This window comes from Nonomuraea fuscirosea (assembly GCF_035917475.1).
In the GTDB taxonomy this organism is placed as follows: domain Bacteria; phylum Actinomycetota; class Actinomycetes; order Streptosporangiales; family Streptosporangiaceae; genus Nonomuraea; species Nonomuraea fuscirosea.
The window spans coordinates 1,949,232-1,969,217 of record NZ_CP109074.1; the positions used below are offsets into that span (position 1 = coordinate 1,949,232).

15 protein-coding genes are annotated in these 19,986 nt (G+C 72.3%); 11 read left to right on the top strand and 4 right to left on the bottom strand.

The features are described 5' to 3' along the window. Window positions 1-9: 9 nt before the first annotated feature. Window positions 10-1,014, top strand: a complete 1,005-nt coding sequence (locus tag OIE67_RS08765) for an enolase C-terminal domain-like protein (protein WP_326638408.1) — start codon at window positions 10-12, stop codon at window positions 1,012-1,014. Between the two features lie 221 nt (window positions 1,015-1,235). Next, complete coding sequence (locus OIE67_RS08770) at window positions 1,236-3,503, top strand: class I SAM-dependent methyltransferase (RefSeq protein WP_326638410.1); 2,268 nt, start codon at window positions 1,236-1,238, stop codon at window positions 3,501-3,503. Between the two features lie 106 nt (window positions 3,504-3,609). On the opposite strand, the gene OIE67_RS08775 is transcribed toward OIE67_RS08770, so the two are convergent. Continuing rightward, window positions 3,610-4,914, bottom strand: a complete 1,305-nt coding sequence (locus tag OIE67_RS08775; protein ID WP_326638411.1) for an MFS transporter — start codon at window positions 4,912-4,914, stop codon at window positions 3,610-3,612. An 88-nt stretch (window positions 4,915-5,002) separates the two neighbouring features. Here OIE67_RS08775 and OIE67_RS08780 point away from each other — a divergent pair, with 88 nt between their 5' ends. Together OIE67_RS08780 and OIE67_RS08785 are read left to right on the top strand one after the other, a co-directional pair. Next, the gene (locus OIE67_RS08780) at window positions 5,003-5,692 is read left to right on the top strand and encodes a GntR family transcriptional regulator (RefSeq protein WP_326638412.1); all 690 of its coding nucleotides are present in this window, start codon (window positions 5,003-5,005) and stop codon (window positions 5,690-5,692) included. Further along, window positions 5,689-6,777 carry a mandelate racemase/muconate lactonizing enzyme family protein gene (locus OIE67_RS08785; RefSeq protein ID WP_326638415.1) on the top strand — a complete coding sequence of 363 codons (1,089 nt, stop codon included), beginning with the start codon at window positions 5,689-5,691 and terminating at the stop codon, window positions 6,775-6,777. Before OIE67_RS08780 ends, OIE67_RS08785 begins: the two co-directional genes overlap by 4 nt. A gap of 241 nt (window positions 6,778-7,018) precedes the next feature. Here OIE67_RS08785 and OIE67_RS08790 read toward each other — a convergent pair whose 3' ends face one another. Beyond that, window positions 7,019-7,891, bottom strand: a complete 873-nt coding sequence (locus tag OIE67_RS08790) for an ROK family protein (protein ID WP_326638417.1) — start codon at window positions 7,889-7,891, stop codon at window positions 7,019-7,021. Here OIE67_RS08790 and OIE67_RS08795 point away from each other — a divergent pair. From OIE67_RS08795 to OIE67_RS08805, 3 genes are read left to right on the top strand one after another with little or no spacing between them, the layout of a single operon-like run. Beyond that, entirely contained in the window at window positions 7,890-8,627 is a 738-nt protein-coding gene (locus tag OIE67_RS08795; RefSeq protein ID WP_326638419.1) for a glutamate ABC transporter substrate-binding protein, read from the top strand. The two genes, OIE67_RS08790 and OIE67_RS08795, sit on opposite strands and share 2 nt — an antisense overlap. A gap of 29 nt (window positions 8,628-8,656) precedes the next feature. Beyond that, window positions 8,657-9,094: an ABC transporter permease subunit gene (locus OIE67_RS08800; protein WP_326645265.1), complete on the top strand. Its 438-nt coding sequence runs from the start codon at window positions 8,657-8,659 to the stop codon at window positions 9,092-9,094. Next, complete coding sequence (locus OIE67_RS08805) at window positions 9,091-9,789, top strand: amino acid ABC transporter permease (protein WP_326638421.1); 699 nt, start codon at window positions 9,091-9,093, stop codon at window positions 9,787-9,789. Before OIE67_RS08800 ends, OIE67_RS08805 begins: the two co-directional genes overlap by 4 nt. On the opposite strand, the gene OIE67_RS08810 is transcribed toward OIE67_RS08805, so the two are convergent. Continuing rightward, the gene (locus tag OIE67_RS08810; protein WP_326638423.1) at window positions 9,752-11,227 is read right to left on the bottom strand and encodes an LCP family protein; all 1,476 of its coding nucleotides are present in this window, start codon (window positions 11,225-11,227) and stop codon (window positions 9,752-9,754) included. The two genes, OIE67_RS08805 and OIE67_RS08810, sit on opposite strands and share 38 nt — an antisense overlap. Window positions 11,228-11,397: 170 nt before the next feature. On the opposite strand from OIE67_RS08810, the gene OIE67_RS08815 reads away from it, so the two are divergent. Together OIE67_RS08815 and OIE67_RS08820 are read left to right on the top strand one after the other, a co-directional pair. After that, window positions 11,398-12,297 (top strand): enoyl-CoA hydratase-related protein, encoded by a 900-nt coding sequence (locus tag OIE67_RS08815; protein ID WP_326638425.1) that lies wholly within the window; start codon window positions 11,398-11,400, stop codon window positions 12,295-12,297. A gap of 1 nt (window position 12,298) precedes the next feature. After that, window positions 12,299-13,258 (top strand): alpha/beta hydrolase, encoded by a 960-nt coding sequence (locus OIE67_RS08820; protein ID WP_326638427.1) that lies wholly within the window; start codon window positions 12,299-12,301, stop codon window positions 13,256-13,258. On the opposite strand, the gene OIE67_RS08825 is transcribed toward OIE67_RS08820, so the two are convergent. Further along, a complete protein-coding gene (locus tag OIE67_RS08825) occupies window positions 13,231-14,697 on the bottom strand; it encodes an alpha/beta hydrolase family protein (protein ID WP_326638429.1) in 1,467 nt (488 codons plus the stop codon). The two genes, OIE67_RS08820 and OIE67_RS08825, sit on opposite strands and share 28 nt — an antisense overlap. 132 nt (window positions 14,698-14,829) lie before the next feature. On the opposite strand from OIE67_RS08825, the gene OIE67_RS08830 reads away from it, so the two are divergent. Beyond that, on the top strand, window positions 14,830-15,939 hold the full coding sequence (locus OIE67_RS08830; RefSeq protein ID WP_326638431.1) for an exonuclease SbcCD subunit D: 1,110 nt from the start codon (window positions 14,830-14,832) through the stop codon (window positions 15,937-15,939). Beyond that, entirely contained in the window at window positions 15,939-19,913 is a 3,975-nt protein-coding gene (locus OIE67_RS08835; protein ID WP_326638433.1) for an AAA family ATPase, read from the top strand. Before OIE67_RS08830 ends, OIE67_RS08835 begins: the two co-directional genes overlap by 1 nt. The last annotated feature ends 73 nt before the right edge of the window (window positions 19,914-19,986 follow it).

Sequence of the window (19,986 nt, forward strand, 5' to 3'; positions counted from 1 at the left end):
GGGGGGTTCATGCCGCGAGTGCGGGAGCTCGAGGTCTTCCGGCTGCTGCTGCCGTACGGCAGGAAGTCGGAGACCCTGCTCGTCAAGCTCACCGACCACGGCGGCATGACCGGGTGGGGCGAGGCCACCTCGCCTCCGGCCAAGACCTGGGCCAAGCTGGAGGAGACGCTGGCCGCCCAGCTGATCGGCATCGACTGGGAGCATCCCGACACCGTGCCGACCGGCGAGCCGGCCGTCGACATGGCCTGCTGGGACCTGTGGACCAGGATGCGCGGGGTGCCGCTCGCCGAGGCGATCGGCGGCACCCGCACCTCGCTCATGGCGACCGTGCGGCTGACCCCCGACTCGTCCGTCGAGAGCCTGGTCTCCCGGGTCAACCAGCAGGTCTGCGCCGGATACGGGCACGTCACGGTGGACGTCAGGCCCGGCTGGGACGTCGAGCCCATCCGCGCGGTGCGGCAGGCGTACCCGGCGCTCACCCTGGCCGTCGACTGCGGCAACGCCTACACCGACCTCGACCAGCTGCTCGCGCTCGACTCCTACGGCCTTGAAGTCATCGAACGGCCGTTCGCGGTCGCCGACACCTACTCGCACGCCTCGCTCCAGGACCAGGTGACCGCCTCGGTCGCGGTCGAGGTGGGCTCCTCCGCCGAGCTGGACGACTACCTGACCCTGCGGGCCGCGCGCGTCCTGCTGCTGCGGCCCTCCGCCTTCCCCTCGCTGTCACAGGTACGCCGCGCGCACGACCGCGCGGCCGCGGCCGGCTGGGACATCCAGTGCACGGGCGGCCAGGGGGCCGGTCTGGCCAGGGCGGCGACGGTGGCGGTGGCCAGCCTGCCCGGCTGCACCCTGCCGTGCGACGTCACGCAGCCGCCGCGCCAGAACCAGATCGTCACGCCGATCGTGGGCGCGAACGCCGGGGTGATCGCGGTCCCGCTGACCCAGCCGGGGCTGGGGCACGACATCGACGAGACCCGGCTGCACCGGATGGCCAAGGAATCCTTCCGCGTGTGACACCGCGGATCGCGGAGGAGTCGTTCCGCGGGTGCGGCCCGTGCTCGGGCGGGTCGCGGAGGAGTCGTTTCGCGGGTGCGGCCCGGACCCGCCGCATGCTGGTGGAGTCGTCTCCTTCACCAGGTCGGGGCCGCCGGACGTCCGGGTGTGGTGGGGGTGTGACGTCGGCGTGATCACGTTCCCCTACCGTTGTCCCGAAATTTCGGGATATCGAGGGGGATGTGGTGGAGCTGACCAGGGAGCGGATCTTACGCATTCTCCTGACCAGGCATCCGGCCTGGCTGGTTCCGGAGCCGCTGAAGATCGTCATCGGCACGGTCGTGATCTGCGCCGTCGCAGCCGCCTTCACTGTGCCCGCCGCCGCCCTGGGCGGCTTCGGGCTCCTGATGATCGTGGCGGTGTGGGTCGCCGTGCTGTGGGCGTTTCTGGCCGCCCGGGTGCCGCGTACGTATGAGTGGAGCTGCCCGCGGCTTCCCCTGGACGACCAGCCGCGATTACGCGCCGTGATCGAGGACGCCGGGCGGCTGGCCGGGCTCGACGGACTGCCGATGGTGCGGCTGACGGCCGACCGGGGGGTGTGGGTCCGCGTCAAGAGGGACGGGCGGGTGGAACTGATGATCGCCGCTTACCTGCTCTTGGGGATGCGAGCGGAGGAACTGCGCACGTTCATCCTGCGCGAGCTGATCAGTGCCCAGCGGTGGTCCTGGCACGAGCGGTGGGCCGTCACCCTGCTGCGCGCCCATCGCGACTGGGAGTGGCTGGCCGCGGCCTGCGCGCCGATGCGGCACGCCCTCACGGCCGAGACCGCCGCCCTCGTCGGCTGGAAGGCCGTCTTCGCCGCCACGCGTGCCGAACTGGTCGCACGGCAGGCGTTCCAGTGGCATCTGACCCGGTACGCGGCCAGCTTCGCGGGCAAAGGATGGCCGACCGACCTGTATGAGAGCTTCCGGTGGAAGATCCAGGAAGACGACCTGATGACCCGGGTCCGGCCGCAAGCCGAGGAACTCTCCCGCGCCCTCTCCGACGCGGTCGAACTCGAGTGCGGCGGCTATCCCGCCCGGACCGGTGATGAGACCGATGCTCAGCTCGGCGGCGGGCGTGGCGGTGAGCGTGCTGACGAGCACGGCGATGAACGCGTTGACGAGCACGGCGATGAACGCGTTGACGAGCGCGGCGGTGCACGCGCTGATGAGCACGGCGCTGATGAGCACGGCGCTGATGAGCACGGCGGTGATGAGCACGGCGGTGATGGGTCCGGCGATGAGCCCGGTGCCGACTCTCGTGGTGGCGAACGACTCATGGGCGATGACGAATGGTCGCCCACCTCGGTCGGCGGCGTTCTGGAGAGCGTGGGGGCCGCGCTCGACCTCCGGCTGAACAAGGTGCTGGCCTACCGGGTGGCAGGCGGTGTGAGCCTGTCGCTGTTCGCCAGGCCGTACCGGCTGAGTGAGCTTCCCGCGCACGAATGGACCGCGCCCATGGTGATACGGCGCGTGGCCGTGCTCGACGCCGCCACCCGGCTCCTCGGCCGGCCCGCCACGAACCTGGACGTCGTCGAGCTGGTGGTCGCGGGGCGCGCCGGCGAGCTGGAGTGGTGGGGCAAGAAGGGCTCGTGCCCGCATCCCACACCCGGCGTCTGCGCCCTCATGCCGCTGTTCGACGTGGCGCTGCGCCGCCGGGGCTACACGCACGAACACGTGTTCGCTCAGCGCGTGCTCGTCGGGCCGACCGGGGACCGGGTGGACCTGGTAGAACTGTCCAGGAAGACGGAGTCAGGCGAGCCGTGGGGGCTCATGCTCGGAGGGCCGATGACCGGAGACGATCCTGAGGCCGACGCCATCCGGCTGGCCGGCGAGTCGCTGGCGGCCGGTGACGCGACCGGCTGGTTCGAGCGGCTCTACGCCGAGTCGGCGACCGGCGACGCGCTCGTCCCATGGGACTCGCGCTCACCCCACTACCTGCTGACGGAGTGGGGCGACCAGCAGTTCGGCGTGCCCGGCGGGGGTGCCGGGGGTTCGCGTGGGCGGGCGCTGGTCGTGGGGGCCGGGCTGGGCGACGACGCCGAATATGTGGCGGGGCTCGGATTTCAGACGGAGGCGTTCGACGTGAGCGAGTCGGCGGTCCGGCTCGCCCGCGAGCGCTTCCCCGGCAGCCGGGTGCGCTACCAGGTCGCCGACCTGCTGGATCCGCCGAAGGAGTGGCACCGGGCCTTCGACCTGGTCGTCGAGGTCATGACCGTGCAGTCACTGCCGGAGCCGCTGCACGGGCGGGCCATCGCGGCGGTGGCCGGGTTCGTGCGGCCGGGCGGCACGTTGGTGGTGATCGCGACCGGGCGGGAGGAAGACGGGCCGGTGTTCGCGCCGCCGTGGCCGCTGACGCCGTCCGAGATCAGGGCGTTCGCCGGTGAAGGGCTTGAGGCGGACAAGATCGAGGACCTGCGGGGAGGGGAGCGGCACCGGTGGCGGGCCATCTTCCACCGCCCCGCCTGACGCAGGCGCACTGAAGGGCCGAAACGCCTGACGGTGGCGGACACGGAAGATGTACGTGCGTCGTCGAGCAAGCGCGTCGACCAGGCGCCTTGGTCGGGCGTGCCGGTCAGGTGTGTTCGGTGGAGGGGAGGCCGAGGGGCTCGACGCGCTTCAGGATCACCGCGTACGTGAACGCGCCCAGCAGCGCCACGGCGGAGATCACCATCAGCGGCACGGTGAACGACGACGTCCGGTCCACCAGGACGCCGATCATGATGGGGCTGATGATGCCGGCGAAGTTCGAGGCGAAGTTCTGGATGCCGCCGATCGAGGCCACGTGCCGGTCGGCGGGCGCCACGTCGGCCGGCAGCGACCAGATGTTGGCGGCGGCGAACGTCGAGCCCGCGTACGCGACCGACAGCAACGCCAGCGCCATCCACGCCTCCGGCACCCACACGGCGATCCCGATCACGGTCGAGACCAGGAAACCACCGGCGATGAACGTCTTCCTGACTTTCGTCACCGAGTCGCCGGCCGAGATGCGGCGGTCGGCCAGCCAGCCGCCCAGCCACTCGCCGCCGATCGCCACCAGCCCGGGCAGCGCCCCGAAGATGCCCAGCGTGAGCAGGCTGAAGTGCCGCTCCTCCACCAGGTACGTCGGGAAGAAGGTGAGGAAGAAGTAGACGACCATGTTGAGGCAGAAGAAGCCCAGCATCATCGCCCATATCGTGCGATAGCGGAACAGGTCCCGCCACCGGATCCCGTCCTCCTCCTCGTCGCCCTCGAACCCCCGGGCCCCGCCCTCACGCAGGTAGTCCAGCTCCTCCTGGGTGATCTTCGGGTGCTCCTGCGGGTCCCGGTAGGCCCGCCACCAGCCGACCGCCCACAGCAGCCCCGCCACGCCGATGATCGCGAACGTCCACCGCCACCCCAGCCAGGCGATCAGCGTCGTCACGATGGGCAGCGCGATGACGCCGCCCACCCGGGAGCCGGAGTCCCAGATCCCGGTGGCCAGGGCCCGTTCGTGCTTGGGGAACCAGCGGCCGACGACCTTGGCGCTCGTCGTGGCGGCCGGGCTCTCCCCGACGCCGAGCAGCAGCCGTACGCCGAAGAGTGAGGCGAAGCTGGTGGCCAGCGCCGTCAGCGAGGTGAACAGCGACCACCACACGGCGGCGAAGGTGAACGTCCTGCGCGGCCCGTACCGGTCGACGAACCAGCCGGCGGCCAGCTGGAAGAAGTCGTACGACCAGAAGAACGCCGCCAGGATCATGCCCTCCTCGGTCTTGCTGAGGTGGAAGGTCTCGCCCATGAACGGCAGCGCGACGCCCAGGCTGGCCCGGTCCAGGTAGTTGATGACGAGCCCGGCGAAGACGTAACTGATCATGTACCAGCGCAGCCGGCCGTGGACGGTGCTCCGGGAAGTTGTGGCCATGGCGATCCTCAGTACAATTTCCTATTGGATAATTCGGACATGTTGCCTAGAGTTCACCACGGACGTCAAGTGGAGTCACAGGAGAGAGATGGCAGGCAGTGAGCTGAAGGGGCCGGTACGCGCCGCCCGCCGCAGCGTCCTCACCGAGGACGTGTACGAGCGCGTCAAGAGCCTGATCATGAACGGTGAGCTCGAGCCCGGCGCCCGGGTCAACATCTACGCGGTGGCCAGGCTCCTCGACGTCTCCCAGACGCCGGTGCGGGAGGTTCTCTCGGCCCTGGAGTCGGAGGGCCTGCTGACCAAGGAGGCGCTGCGCGGCTATTCGGTGGCGCCCGTGCTCAACCCGGCCCAGGTCGCCGACCTGTATCAGCTCAGGCTGCTGCTGGAGCCGTGGGCCGCCGGCAGGGCCGCCGAGCGGATCGGCCCCGGCGCCGCCGCCCGCCTGCGCGCCGAGCTGGACAGCGTCCCGCAGGCGCCGCAGGGCACCCGGTACGAGGACTACCACGCCATCGCCGCCCACGACGCGCGCTTCCACGACCTGGTGGCCGAGCTGTCCGGCAGCCCCGCGCTGCGCGAGTCGCTCCAGCGCACGCACTGCCACCTGCATCTGTTCCGCATCGAGTACGAGGGCAGGCGCAGCGGCGAGCCCACGCTGGCCGAGCACGCCCGCATCGCCGAGGCCGTCACGGCGGGCGGCCCCGAGGCGGCCGAGCAGGCGATGCGCGACCACCTCGGCGCCGCCCGCGACCGCTTCCTCCGGATGGGACCATCGACATGACGAAGATCGTCAACGCCTCGGCCGCCCTGGTCGACCTGCCCGTGGAGACCGTCAGGACGGACGCCGTGCAGGCGTTCGTCAAGCAGGAGACCATCGTCGTGGACCTGCGCACGGACGACGGCCTCGACGGCACCGGCTACTCCTACACGATCGGCACCGGCGGCCGGGCCGTGCTGTCCATGCTCCGCGACCACCTGCTGCCGCTGCTGGAGGGCCGCGACGCGCGGGACGTGGAGGCGGCCTGGCGCGAGCTGTTCGCGGTCACCCGCGCCACCACGGTCGGCGCGATCACCTCCCTGGCCCTGGCCGCCGTGGACACCGCCCTGTGGGACCTGCGCTGCCTGCGCGCGGGCGAGCCGCTGTGGCGCCTGGCCGGCGGCTTCCGCCGGGCCGTCCCCGTGTACGACACCGAGGGCGGCTGGCTGCACCTGTCCACCGAGGAGCTGGTACGGGGCGCGCTCGCGGCCAAGGAGACCGGCCTGCGCGGCGTCAAGCTCAAGATCGGCCGCCCCAGGGCCGAGGAGGACGCCGAGCGGGTGGCCGCCGTCCGCGCCGCCGTGGGCCCGGGGATGGACATCATGGTCGACGCGAACCAGTCCATGACGTACGCGGAGGCCAGGCGGCGGGCGTACGCGCTGGAGCCGTACCAGGTGGGCTTCTTCGAGGAGCCGCTGCCCGCCGACGACGTCCAGGGGCACAGGGAGCTGGCCAGGTCGACCTCGATCCCGGTGGCGGTGGGGGAGTCGCTGTACTCGGTCGGCCAGTTCCGCGACTACCTGGCGCGCGGCGCGGCCTCGGTGGTGCAGGCGGACGTGGCCAGGGTGGGCGGGATCACGCCGTGGCTCAAGGTGGCCCACCTGGCGGAGGCGTTCAACGTGGCCGTGTGCCCGCACTTCCTGATGGAGCTGCACGTCAGCCTGGTGGCGGCGGTGCCGGCGGGCACGTACGTGGAGCACATCCCGCAGTTGCGCGCCGTCACCCGCACGGAGCTGCCGATCGAGGACGGGCACGCCGTCGCGCCCGACGAGCCCGGCCTGGGGATCGCCTGGGACAGGAACGCCCTAGACGACCTCCGCGTGGCCTGACCAGGCCCGGGAGGCCGTTCGCCGAAGGTCGGGCGGGTCAACCCGCGGGGTGGCTCAGCTCGCGGGGTGGCTCAACTCGCGGGATGGCCGTCCGGCGGGCCGGGGAGGCGGGACTCCAGCAGCCGCCCGGCCTCCTCGTTCTCGCCGCACGTCACCGCCGTCACCAGGTCCTCTCCCGTCATGAGCCCCAGTCTGTACGGCGACGTCACCCTCTATCTACCGATATAAGCCGATAAAAAATCTACAATGTAAGGGCGGCCTCCAGGAGCAGCGCCCCCCGCAACGCCGCGTCCCGGCCCGCCCGCGCCGGCGCGATCTCCAGATCCCTGGTCGCCAGCGGCAGGCAGCGCTCCCAGACCGCCGCCCTGATCGAGGTCAGCAGCGGCTCGGCCGCCGACAGGCTGCCCCCGACCGCCACCACGTCCGGATTGAAGAAGTTCACCAGCACCGTCAGCACCTCGCCGATGCGCCGGCCCGCGTGGCGCACCAGGCTGGTGGCCTCGGGGACGGCGTCGTTGACCAGCGTGACGATGTCGGCCGGGCGGGTCACCGTGACGCCGGCCTCGGCGAGCGCGGTCATCAGCGCGGCCCCGCTCGCGTACGCCTCCAGGCAGTCGGGGTGGCCGCAGGCGCACACGGTCGAGGAGCCGGAGCGGACGCGGACGTGACTGATGTCGCCGGCCGCGCCCCGGCCCCGGTGCAGGCGGCCGCCCGCGATGACGCCGCAGCCGATGCCGGTGCCGGCCTTGACGACCATGAGGTTCTCGGTGCCCGGCCACCATCTGGCCTCGCCGGCGGCCATCAGGTTGGCGTCGTTCTCGACCAGGACGGGCAGGTCGTAGCGGGTGGCGAGGTGCTCGGCGACGGGGAAGCCGTTCCAGCCGGGCATGCGCGACGGCGTGACGACGCGCAGGGTCACAGGGTCGACGGGGCAGGGGACGCCGGTGCCGACGCCGCGCAGGGGGACGCCGGCGGGCACGTGCTCGGTCAGGAGCTCGTCGAATTCGGCGAGCAGGCCGGCGTCGATGAGCTCCTCGACGCGGAGTGAGACGCTGGAGGCGGCCGGGCCGGATAAGCGGGACAGCTCGGCGCGTGACTCGGCCGGTTCGACCATGGAGAAGATCAAGCAGCGCGGCGAGCTCATCGTGGGCGGCTCGCTGGACGCGCCGCTGCTCTCGCAGCAGAACCCCGTCTCGGGTGAGGTCGAGGGGTTCGACGCGGAGATGGGCAAGGCGCTGGCCACGTACATCCTGGGCGAGCCCAAGGTGAAGATCGTCAACTCGGCGTCGGAGACCCGGGAGGCGCTGCTCGCCAACGGCACCGTCTTCCAGACGTACACGATCACCGAGGAGCGGGCGAAGCAGGTGGCGTTCGCGGGCCCGTACTACACCTCGGGCCTGACGATCGCGGTGAAGAAGGGCACGACGGGCATCGCCAAGCCGGAGGACCTGAACGGCAAGAAGGTCCTGGCGGGCGCGAACACCCCGGCGATCCCGGCGATCAAGAAGCTGGCGCCGCAGGCGGAGATCCTCACGTTCGGCAGCGACCCCGAGTGCATCCAGGCGCTCAAGCAGGACCGGGGCGTGGCGTACGTGCAGGACGAGGCGATCCTCATCGCGGACGCGAAGAAGGACCCGTCGATCGAGATCGTGACGAAGCCGTTCACCGAGGACCCCTACGGGATCGGCCTCAAGCACGGCGACGATCAGTTCAAGAAGTTCGTCAACGACTGGCTGAAGAAGATCCAGGACGCGGGCGTCTGGCAGGGGATCTGGAAGAACTCCATCGGCACCGTGGTGACCGGTGAGGCTCCCCAGCCGCCGGGGATCGGCTCCGTGCCGGGGTCCTGATACCGGTCCTCTTCGAGCACCTGCCCGAGCTGTGGCAGGGGCTGATCGTGACGGTCCACCTCACCGTCACGTCGTTCGCCGGCGCGGCGGTGCTGGGCGTGCTGGTGTGCGCCCTGCGGGTGAGCCCGGTGGGGGTGCTGCGCGCGATCGGCACGGCGTACGTGGAGACGTTCCAGAACCTGCCGCTGCTGGTGCTGCTGGTCCTGACCTTCTTCGGGCTGCCGGAGATCGGGTTGCAGGCGCCGCCGCTGGCGACGGTGATCATCGTCATCGCGACCGCGATGAACACGGCGCTGGCGGCGGCGGTCGGGGTGGTGGACCTGACGGCGGCGGCGCACCGGGTGAACCTGGTGGAGGCGCGGCCCATCCCGATCTTCGTGGGCGCGGGCGTGGCCTACGCCCTGATCGCGTCGGTGGCCGGGTTCGTCACGGGCCGGCTGGAGCGCAGGCTGGTGATCCTGCGATGAGCACCGCGCTGTTCGACGAGCCGGGGCCGAAGGCCCGCCGGCGGATCAAGGTGGCGACCGTCGCGGGCGCGCTGGCGGCGGTGGCGCTCGTGGCGCTGGCCATGGCGCTCGGCCTGGTCCTGGCACTGGGGCGGCTGTCGCACCGGTCGTGGGTGCGCGCTCCCGCCGCCGCCTACGTCGAGGTGGTCCGGGTGATCCCGGCGCTGCTGCTGGTGTACGTGGTCCTGTTCGCGCTGCCCCGGTACGGGCTGGACCTGCCGCTGTTCTGGAAGCTGACCGTGCCGCTGACGGTGTCGAACGCGGCCGCGTACGCGGAGATCTTCCGCGCCGGCATCGTGTCGATCGAGCGCGGGCAGACCGAGGCGGGCCTGGCCGTCGGCCTGACCAGGTTCCAGGCGATGCGTCTGGTCGTGCTGCCGCAGGCGGCCCGGCGGGTGCTGCCGTCGATCGTCAGCCAGTCGGTGGGGCTGCTGAAGGACACCTCGCTCGGCTTCGTGGTCAGCTACGGGGAGCTGCTCTACAGCGGCAAGGTCCTGGCCGCCTACAACGGCCTGCTCATCCAGACGTACCTGGTCGTCGCGCTGATCTACCTGGTGGTCAACGCGTCGCTGTCGAAGCTGGCCCGCACGCTGGAGGCCCGCCAGCCCTCGGGTGGCCTCAGCCCTTGGCGGATGAGCCGCCGCAGCCTTCCGTGAGGCCCTGCGCCGGGTCCTGGCCGTCCTTGGCCTGCGGCTTCTTCGGGGTCTTCCTGGGGCTCGGCGTGGACGTGGGCGTGGCTGCGGGGGAGGCCGACGCCGCCACGGGCGCCTGTGCGCGGCTGGACGCGCGCAGCGCCTTCTCCGCGATGTCGCGGATCTTGTCCCAGTCGGGGTAGCCGGTGTTGATCAGCGGCGGCACGAACTGCACGCTGGACACCTCGGCGTCCTTGACCTTGAGCGCCAGCGGCACCAGGTGCCTCAGCATCGGCCGCGGGATGTCGGTCCTGATCAGCTCCTTGGTGGCCAGCGCGATCTGGTTGAACCTGGTCAGCACCGTGGCCGGGTCGGCCTGGTCGAGGAGGGCGCCGAGCACGCACCGCTGGCGGCGCATGCGGGTGTAGTCGTCGGAGTTGGTGCGCGAGCGGGCGTACCACATGGCGTCGGCGCCCTTGAGCCTGCGGGTGCCGGCCTTGACCAGGCCCTCGTTGTACTTGCCGAAGACGACGTCCTGCTCGACGCTGATCCGCACGCCGCCGATGGCGTCGATGAGGCGGGCGAAGCCCCACATGTTGACCAGGGCGTACCAGTCGACCTCGATCCCGAGGGTGTAGCCGATGGTGTCCATCAGCACCTTCGGGCCCTGGTGCTGCTTGCCGCCGAAGATCTCGGGGTGGGCGTCGGCGTACTCCCAGACGCTGTTGAGCAGGTCGCTGCTGCCGCCGTTGGCGTCCTTCGGCAGGTCGAAGCCGCCGGGGAAGCGGCGGGCCATCGGCGTGTCCGGGCGGAAGCGGACGTCCTCCAGGTTGCGCGGCAGGCTGAACAGCACGGTGTTGCCGGTCTTCACGTCGACGCTGGCCAGGTTCATGCTGTCGGTGCGCACGCCGGTCCTGTTGTCGTCGGCGTCGCCGCCGAGGAGCAGGATGTTGACGCGCTCCCGGCCGGCCCAGGGGTCCTCGGGCTCGGGTTCCGGCGGGGGCGGCTCGCCCTCGTTCTCGGGGGCGGTGAAGATCCGGTCGAGGGTCTGGCGCGAGGTGCCGGCGGACTGGGCGGCGTACCCGAACGGCACCACCACCGCGATGGCGAGCAGGCCCGCCACCGTGCCGGTGAGGGCCTGTCCCGACTGCGCCAGACGGCCGGGCCGCAGCACCACGAACGAGTGGACGATCAGCGCGAACCAGGCCAGGCCCAGCACGATCCCGCCGACCATGATGGCGGTGAGCCAGGAGTCCTGGGTCGCCGAGCCGGCCAGGGTGCCGAGGTCGTTGGACAGGACGAAGGCGAGCAGCGCCAGCAGCAGGGCGGCGTAGCAGGACAGGAGAACGAGGCCGGTCCTGCGCCATCCGGCGCGCAAATGGGCGGACCCGGGGGCGAGTGCCGAGAGCACCAGCCACCCGAGGACCGCTCCGGCGCTCTTCGGTTTGTCAGCCTGCCGCACGCCTTCCCCGTTTCCCCGCGAATTCCACCATAAGCGCAAAGTCCGCAACCTGCGGTGAACCACGCGGTCGCGGTCGCCTCAGGCTCCCGTAGCGGCGGCAGCCTACCGATCGGATACGAAATATCTGTCTATCGAAGGGTGAACATCAGTAACCGAATAAGATTCGGGACATGGCCTTCTCTGAGATCGCGTACGAAGTGACCGATCACGTCGCCACCGTCACATTGAAGCGTCCTGAACGGCTGAACGCCTTCACCTTTACGATGCGCGGAGAGTTGATCGAGGCTTTCGACCTGGCCGACGCCGACGACGACGTCCGCGCGGTGGTGGTCACCGGGGCCGGACGGGCCTTCTGCGCCGGGGCCGACCTCGGCGGCGGGGGAGGCACGTTCGCCCGCAGGGACCAGACCTCGGACGGCGAGACCTCGAAGGGCGAGACCTCGGACGGCGAGACCGTCGATGGCGTGCCGCGCGACGGCGGCGGCACGGTCGCGCTGCGGATCGCCCGCTCGCTCAAGCCCGTCATCGGCGCGATCAACGGCCCCGCCGTGGGCGTCGGCGTGACGATGACGCTGCCCATGGACGTCCGGCTCGCCTCGGAGACGGCCCGCTTCGGGTTCGTGTTCGCCCGGCGCGGCATCGTCACCGAGGCCGCCTCCAGCTGGTTCCTGCCCAGGATCGTCGGCATCGCCCAGGCCATGGAGTGGGCCGCGACCGGCCGCGTCTTCCCCGCCGCCGAGGCGCTCGAAGGACGGCTGGTCTCGCGCGTGTACCCGGCGGACGAACTGCTGCCTGCGGCGTACGCGCTGGCCCGCGAGATCGCCGACAACACCTCGGCCGTCTCCGTCGCCGCCGTCCGCCGGCTGATGTGGTCGGGCCTGTCGGCCGCCTCACCCTGGGAGGCGCACGCGGCCGACTCGCGCCTCATGGCCGAGCTCGGCGGCGCGCCCGACTCGGTGGAGGGCGTCACGGCGTTCATGGAGAAGAGGCCGGCCGCCTTCCCGATGAAGGTCAGCCAGGACCTGCCGCCCGGTGTGCCCTCATGGCCCGACGATCCCTATCGTGTCTAGCATGTACGAGATCACCGTGCTGCCCATGCCCGACGACTTCGAGGGCGAGGTCGTGGCGACGCTGGTGTCCAGGAGGGCCGAGACCCCCTCCCGCCGGGCCGTGCTCTATCTCCATGGGTTCACCGACTACTTCTTCCAGGACCACCTGGCCGAGCACTACGTCCAGCGCGGCATCGACTTCTACGCGCTCGACCTGCGCAAATACGGCCGGTCACTGCTGTCGCACCAGACCAGGGGCCTGGTCAGGAGCATCACGGAATACTTCCCCGAGATCGACGAGGCCGTCCGCGTCATCCGGCGCGACCACGACGAGCTGACCGTCAACGCCCACTCCACCGGCGGCCTGATCGCGCCCCTGTGGGCCGACCGGGTCCGCGGCCGGGGCCTGGTGCAGGGGCTCGTGCTCAACAGCCCGTTCTTCGACCTCAACGTGCCCACGCCGCTGCGGCTGGCCGCCGACCTGCTCAGGACGCCGCTGTCGTACACGCGCAGGGCGCTGCCGCTGGGCTCCAGCACCGTCTACGGGCGCACGCTGCACCGCAGCGAGCAGGGCGAATGGGACTACGACCTGGAGCTCAAGCCGCTGGGCGGCTTCTCGGTGCACGCCATGTGGCTGGCCGCGATCCGGCGGGCGCAGCGGCGGCTGCACGCGGGCCTGTCCGTGGACGTGCCCGTCCTCGTCCTCGCCTCCACCACCGGCCTGCGCGTACGCGACTTCGTCCCGGAGGCGCGCTCGGCCGACATCGTGCTCGACCCCCGGCACATCGCCCGCTGGTCCACCGCGATCGGCCCCCACGTGACCTGCGTCCGCATCCCCGACGGCGTGCACGACCTGGTCCTGTCGGCCGAGCCGGCCCGCAAGCAGGTCTTCTCCGAGCTCGACCGCTGGATGAACACCTACATCCACCAGAGCGAGGCCCCGGCTGACCAGGCTCACCAGGGGAAGGAGAACAGCCCGTAGTAGGCGGCGGCCACCAGCAGCAGCCCCGTGCCGCCCAGCACGCCCGCGACCGCCACGTGCTGCCACCGGCTCGGCCGCAGCCCCTCACGCAGCGCCGACACGAACGCCGCCACCGCCGTGACCTCCTGGATCAGCATCAGCACCGCCAGCAGGCGGACGACCAGCCAGCCCGCCAGCACGGCGGGCCAGGCGCCCGCCTGGTTCACCGAGAACAGCACCAGCAGCGTGATGAACGCCACCACCGAGGCCAGCAGGCCCAGCCCGGTCCACGCCATCCGGCTCAGCCGGCGCCTGATCGGCGGCCACAGCCTGGCGTTGGCCTCGACGGGGGTCTGGTTGCGGTGCCGCAGGCGGACGAGCATGGCCGCGACCGGGCCCGCCACGTAACCGACGGCGGCCAGGCAGATCGTCAGCCCGAGCATCGTGCCGCCCGCGTACCACGGGGCCGCCGGCACGTCGCTGGCCTCGAACCGCTGGACCGGCGTCGCGCCCGCCATGTGCACCGCGGGCCGGGCCGTGCCCGGCAGGCCCTTGATCCAGTTGGCCAGGGTCTCCAGGTAACCGGCGGTGAAGTCGCCGCCGTTGACCCGCATGGCGTGGTCGCCCTTGGCCATGAACCGGATCGTGTAGTCGTCGTTGCCGGCCGTGTTGAGCGCCTTGACCAGCGCCTTGGTGGACTCGACGAAGGGGATCGACGGGTCGGTGGTGCCGTAGAAGGCCAGCACCGGCTGCTTGACCCGGCTCAGCGCGGGCATCGCGTCATAGCGCAGGAAGTCGAACCCGACGCCGCCCATCGCCCTGGTCAGCAGGTCACGCGCGCCGATGGGGGCGCGCAGCCGCAGCAGCTGCTCGTTCAAGGCCCAGGCCACCTGGCGCAGCGGCGAGACGTTGGGCGAGGACACCAGCACCATGAAACCCACCGCGGTGCTCTTGGCCGCCGCGATCGGCACCACCCAGCCGCCCTCCGACACGCCCCAGATGCCCACCCGGGCCGGATCGACCTCGGGCCGCGTGCGCAGGTATTCGACCATCCGCAGCGCGTCGTCGGCGAGCAGCCCGAAGTCGCGGTCGCGGAAGTTGTAGCCGATCGTGCGCTTGTCGAACGCGATCGTCACCACGCCCGCCTTGGCCAGGAACTCCGCCTGCGGCGTGAACTCCTCCCGCGAGCCGTTGCCCGACCCCGAGACGAACACCATCGCCGGATGCCGGCCCGGGGTGAGCGGCACCCGCAACGTGCCGTCGAGACGCTGGGCCTCCGCCGGCAGCGAGATCGCCTCCCTGCGGATCGGATCGGCGGCCACGACGGGCTTCAGCTCGTCGGCCGGCTGCGCCGGGATGGACCGGAAGGCCGCGTCCGTCTTGAGCGGTGGCGGGTCGAACGCGGGCGGCAGCACGTATCCGACCGAAGCGAGGACCACCAGCACCAGGCCGGCGGCCACGCTTAAAGTGCCACGGCCAGTGCGCATCGGCCTCCCCAAAGGCATTGTTTTCCGCTGATCTTTCAGACTACTCCTGGCGTGTGGGACAGGAGAGACCGCATTTGTCGGTGAGAACTGTTAGCTTCCTGCGACATGCGGATCCTGCACACCTCCGACTGGCACCTCGGGCGCTCCTTCCACCGCGAGAGCCTGCTCTCCGGGCAGGCCGCGTTCGTCGACCACCTGGTGGAGACGGTGCGGGCCGAGCGGGTCGACGTGGTGGCGATCGCCGGCGACGTCTACGACAGGGCGCTGCCCCCGGTCGACGCCGTGGCCCTGCTCGACGAGGCGCTCGGCCGGCTGCGCGCGGCCGGCGCTCGGGTGGTGCTGATCAGCGGCAACCACGACTCGGCGCTGCGGCTGCGGTTCGGCTCGGCGCTGTTCGAGCCCGCGGGCGTCCACGTACGCACCTGGCCCGGCCAGTCGTGGGAGCCGGTGCTGGTCGGCGACGTGGCCTTCTACGGCATCCCCTACCTGGAGCCCGAGCTGGTCAGGGCCGACTGGGAGCTGCCCGACCGCAGCCACACCGCCGCCATCGCGCACGCGATGAGACACATCAGGGCCGACGCCCCGCGCCACCGCGCCTCGGTCGTGCTGTCCCACTGCTTCGTGACCGGCGGGCAGGCCAGCGACAGCGAACGCGACATCAGCGTCGGCGGCGTCGCCCACGTGCCGCTGAGCGCGTTCGACGGCGTCGACTACGTGGCGCTCGGCCACCTGCACGGCCGGCAGCGCATGTCGGAGACCGTCCGCTACTCCGGCTCGCCGCTGGCCTACTCCTTCTCCGAGGTGGGCCACGTCAAGGGGTCGTGGCTGGTCACGCTGGGGGAGGAGACGGAGTTCGTGCCCGCCCCCGTGCCCCGGCCGGTCGGCCGGCTGCGCGGCGAGCTCGACGACCTGCTGAGCGCCCCGCGTTACGCCGCCTACGAGGACCACTGGCTGCAGATCGTGCTGACCGACCCCGTACGCCCGAAATCGGCGATGGACCGGCTGCGCGCCCGCTTCCCGCACACCCTCGCCCTGTCCTTCGACCCGGCCGGCGGCGCGCCCGCCGCCCAGCCCGTGCGCCTCAACGGGCGGCCGGAGGCGGAGGTCGCCCTCGACTTCGTCAGGGAGGTGCGCGGCGAGCCTGCCGCACCCGAGGAGGAAGACCTGCTAAGACAGGCCATCGAGGCGTCGAGGGTGAAGGAGACGATGGCGTAGTGCGGCCGCACAGGCTCTCGCTGACGGCGTTCGGGTCGTTTCCCGGCACGGAGACGGTCGACTTCGACGCCCTGGCCGAGGCGGGCCTCTTCCTCGTCCACGGTCCCACCGGCGCGGGCAAGACCACGATCCTCGACGCGCTGTGCTTCGCCCTCTACGGCCAGGTGCCCGGGCAGCGCAACAGCGCCCGCAGCCTGCGCTGCGACCACGCCCCGCCCACGGTGGGGCCGTCGGTCACGCTGGAGGTGACGCTCCGCGGCCGGTTACTGCGCATCCAGCGCTCCCCGGCCTGGCAGCGGCCCAAGCTGCGGGGCACGGGGTTCACCGAGGAGAAGTCCAAGGTCGTCCTGTCGGAGTGGCAGGGCGCCGACTGGCACGGCCTGACCACCCGCCTCGACGAGGCCGGCGACCTGGTGAGCGGGCTGCTCGGCATGAACGCCGGCCAGTTCTGCCAGGTGGCGATGCTGCCGCAGGGCGACTTCGCCAGGTTCCTGCGCGCCGACGGCGACGAGCGCTCGAAGCTGCTCGAACGGCTCTTCACGGTCAAGATCTTCACGGCGGCGGAGTCGTGGCTGGCCGAACACCGCAAACTGGCCTGGCGTGAGGCGCAGGAGCTCCGGCAGCAGGTGGACTACGCGGTCAAGCGCGTCGAGGAAGTAGCCGGCGACGACCTCCCGGCCCTCCTCACCGCCCGCCCCCTCGCCGCGTCGGTGCCCGCTGTGGCGCCGGCTGAGGGGAGCGTCTCCGAGCCGTCGCTCTTCGACTGGCCCGCCTCCTCAGCACCGTCCGATGCCGCCGCCGAGGGCACGACCGGGGGAGACGAGGCGGCGGCAGACACGCCCAAGGAGGACAAAGCCGAGGAGAACAACGGCGGGGGAGACGCGGCCGAGGGGGAGTCGGGCGGGGACGAGGTGCCGGCGCCGGAGGATGATCCGCTGCGGTGGGCCGGGGCGCTGCTCGATGCCGCGCGGGCCGTCGTGCGGCGGGCCGACGGCGAGCTCGCCACCGCCGGGCACGCGGTTCGAGCGGCGCGGACGCGATTCGACCAGGCCGCGGCGCTCGCCGACCGGCAGCGCCGCCACGCCGAGGCCCTCACGCTGCGCCGTACCCTCGACGAGCGCGCCGACGAACGCGCCGACCTGCAGGCCATCCTCGATGACGCCGCCAGGGCGGATCGGGTGCGCCCGCTCATCACCGTCGCCGGACAGCGCGCCGAGGCCGCCACCAAGGCCCGCACGATGGCCGCCGACGCCCTAGCCCGAGCCCGCCCCCTGCTGTCCGCCGCCGAAGCCATCGCACACCGGGGCCGGACTCCCGCACCCCCGCCCGCTCCGACGCCTCGGACCGCTTCGGCCGCCGCGAACGCCCCGGCTGATCCGACTCCTTGGACCGCTCCGGCCGGTGCGAACGCCCCGACTGGTGCGAACCCCCCGGCCGCTTCGAACGTCGCGGCCACTTATGACGCCCCGGCCACTTCGGACGCTCTCAACGCGGCTGGTTCGCCGTCCGTGGCCGAGCTGGCGGCGCTGGAACGGCGGCGGCAGGACGAGATCGCCCGCCTCCAGGAGCTCCTCACCGAGGAGGCCAGGCTGTCGGTGGTCCGCCGCGACCTGCTGCGGGTGGAGGAGGAGCTGGCCGGGCTGGTCAGGGCCGACGAGGACGTGGCGGCCCGGCTGGCCAGGCTCCCCGAGCTCATCGAACGGGCGGAGGCCAGGCTCGCCGCGGCCCGGGTTGACGCCGCCAGGGTGCCCGCGGCGCGGGCCGTCCGCGATGCCGCCGCCCACCTGATCGAGATCGACGGCGAGCTGTCCAGGCTGGCGGCGGAGCTCGACACGCTGGCGCAGCGCGAGGCCGAGGTGGCCGCCGCCGAGGCTGAGCTGCCCGAACGGCTGGCCGACGCGAACGCGGCCCTCGCGGACGTACGCGCGCAGGCGGCGGCCGTCCCGGCGGCGAGCGCGGCCCTCGACGCGGCCAGGGCGGCGCTGGAGGCCACCCACCGCCGCGAAGCCCTCGCGGGCGAGCTGGAGTCCGCCGCCGCCCGGCATCAGGTGCTCGTCGACCAGGCGCAAGCCCTGCGCGAACGGTGGCTCGACCTGCGCCAGGCCCGCATCGACGGCATGGCCGCCGAGCTGGCCCGCGATCTGGCCGACGGGCGGCCGTGCGCGGTCTGCGGCTCCGAGCACCACCCTCATCCGGCCTCTCCCGCCGAGAGCGCACCTTCGGCCGACGACGAACACGAGGCCGAGTCCGCCCACGAGGCGGCTCTCGCGAGCCGGGAGGAAGCCGAGCGCACTCTCGCCGCCATCGGTTCCCGCCACGCCGACGCCGTCGAAGCCACCGCCGGCCTCGACGTCGACACAGCCGCCGAACAGGTGGAACAGGCCGCGCAGGAGGTCGCCCGCCTGCGATCGGTGGCCGACCGCGAGCCCGCCCTGGCCGCCACGCTCGAACGCATCGAAACCGAACGCGAACGCGTCCGCGACCAGGCCAGGGAGATCGCCGAAGCCCTCGCCGCCCACCGCGCCCACAGAAAGCAACTGACCGCCGAACGGGCCCGCGTCCAGGCCCAGCTCGCCCAGACCACCGCACCCCAGGCAGGCCCGCACACCGCTCCGCCGTCCGCTTGGCCGGAGGCGGCCACGTCCGGTGGCGGCACCGGATCCGAGCGGGTCGCGGCCGGTGACGCGGGCGGACAAGGTGACGCCGTGGCCGATGGGGGCGCGGTGCTCGCCGCCGCCGAGCGTGAGCTGCGCAGGCTGGAGGCGTCGGCGGCGCAGGAGGCCGCGCTGGCGCAGGAGACGGAGGGGCTCAACCGGGACCGGCTGGAGCAGGAGGAACGCGGACGGCGGGTGGCCGCGCGGCTGGCCGCCTGCCGCACCAGGCACGAGGAGCTGAGCGGCGACGCCGGCCGGTTGAGCGCGCGGCTGGACGCGGCACGCGGCGGCGACGCCACCCTCTCCGCCCGCCTGTCCCGGCTCAACGACGAGGCCGAGCTGCTGCGCGAGGCGCTGGAGGCCACGCAGTCGGCGGTGACGGCCCGCGCCGAGCGCGACGCGGCCCGGCGGGCGGCCGAGCAGGCGGCACTCGAAGCGGGGTTCGGGGACGTGGGGGAGGCGGAGGCCGCGTACCGGAGCCCGGCGGAACGGGAGAGCAAGGCGGAGCTGCTGCGCCGGCTGGACGACGAGCATGCCGCCGTGAGCGGCGTGCTGGCCGATCCCGAGCTGGTGGCGGCGGCGGCCGAACCCGCACCGGACCTGGCCGCGATCGGGGCCGGGCGCGACGAGCTGGAGGCGGCGTACACCAGGCTGTCCAGCGCCCTCGACCGGGCGCGGGCCAGGGCGCGGCGGCTGGAGGAGCTGCACGCCGAGCTGTCGGAACGCATCGAGCATTGGCGACCGGCCGCCGAGCGGCACCGGCTGGCCGAGCGGATGGCGGCCCTGGCCAGCGGCACCTCCGGCGACAACCAGTGGAGCATGAGCCTGTCCTCCTACGTGCTGGGGGAGCGGCTGCGCCAGGTCGTGGACGCCGCGAACGAACGGCTCGACCACATGTCGGGCGGCCGCTACCTGCTGCGGCACGACCTGCGGAAGACGGCCGGCTCCCGCACTCGCGCGGGCGGCGGGCTGGGGCTGCGTGTGGCCGACGGCTGGACCGGCGTCGACCGCGACCCGGCCACCTTGTCCGGCGGCGAGAGCTTCATCACCTCCCTGGCCCTGGCGCTGGGGCTGGCCGACGTCGTCACGGCCGAGGCGGGCGGCGCGGAGCTGGGCACGCTGTTCGTGGACGAGGGGTTCGGCACGCTCGACGAGGACACGCTCGACAGCGTGCTCGACATCCTGGACGGGCTGCGCGACGGCGGGCGGGCGGTGGGCATCGTCAGCCACGTGGCCGAGCTGCGTACCAGGATCACCGCCCAGCTCAAGGTCACCAAGACCCGCACCGGCTCCACACTGCGGGCGGTGGGGTTGCGCTGAGGCCCTGAGGTACGGCGACATGACCTTCGCTCCGGGCGCGGGTGACGCGGCCGTTCCGGGGAGATGACCTTGG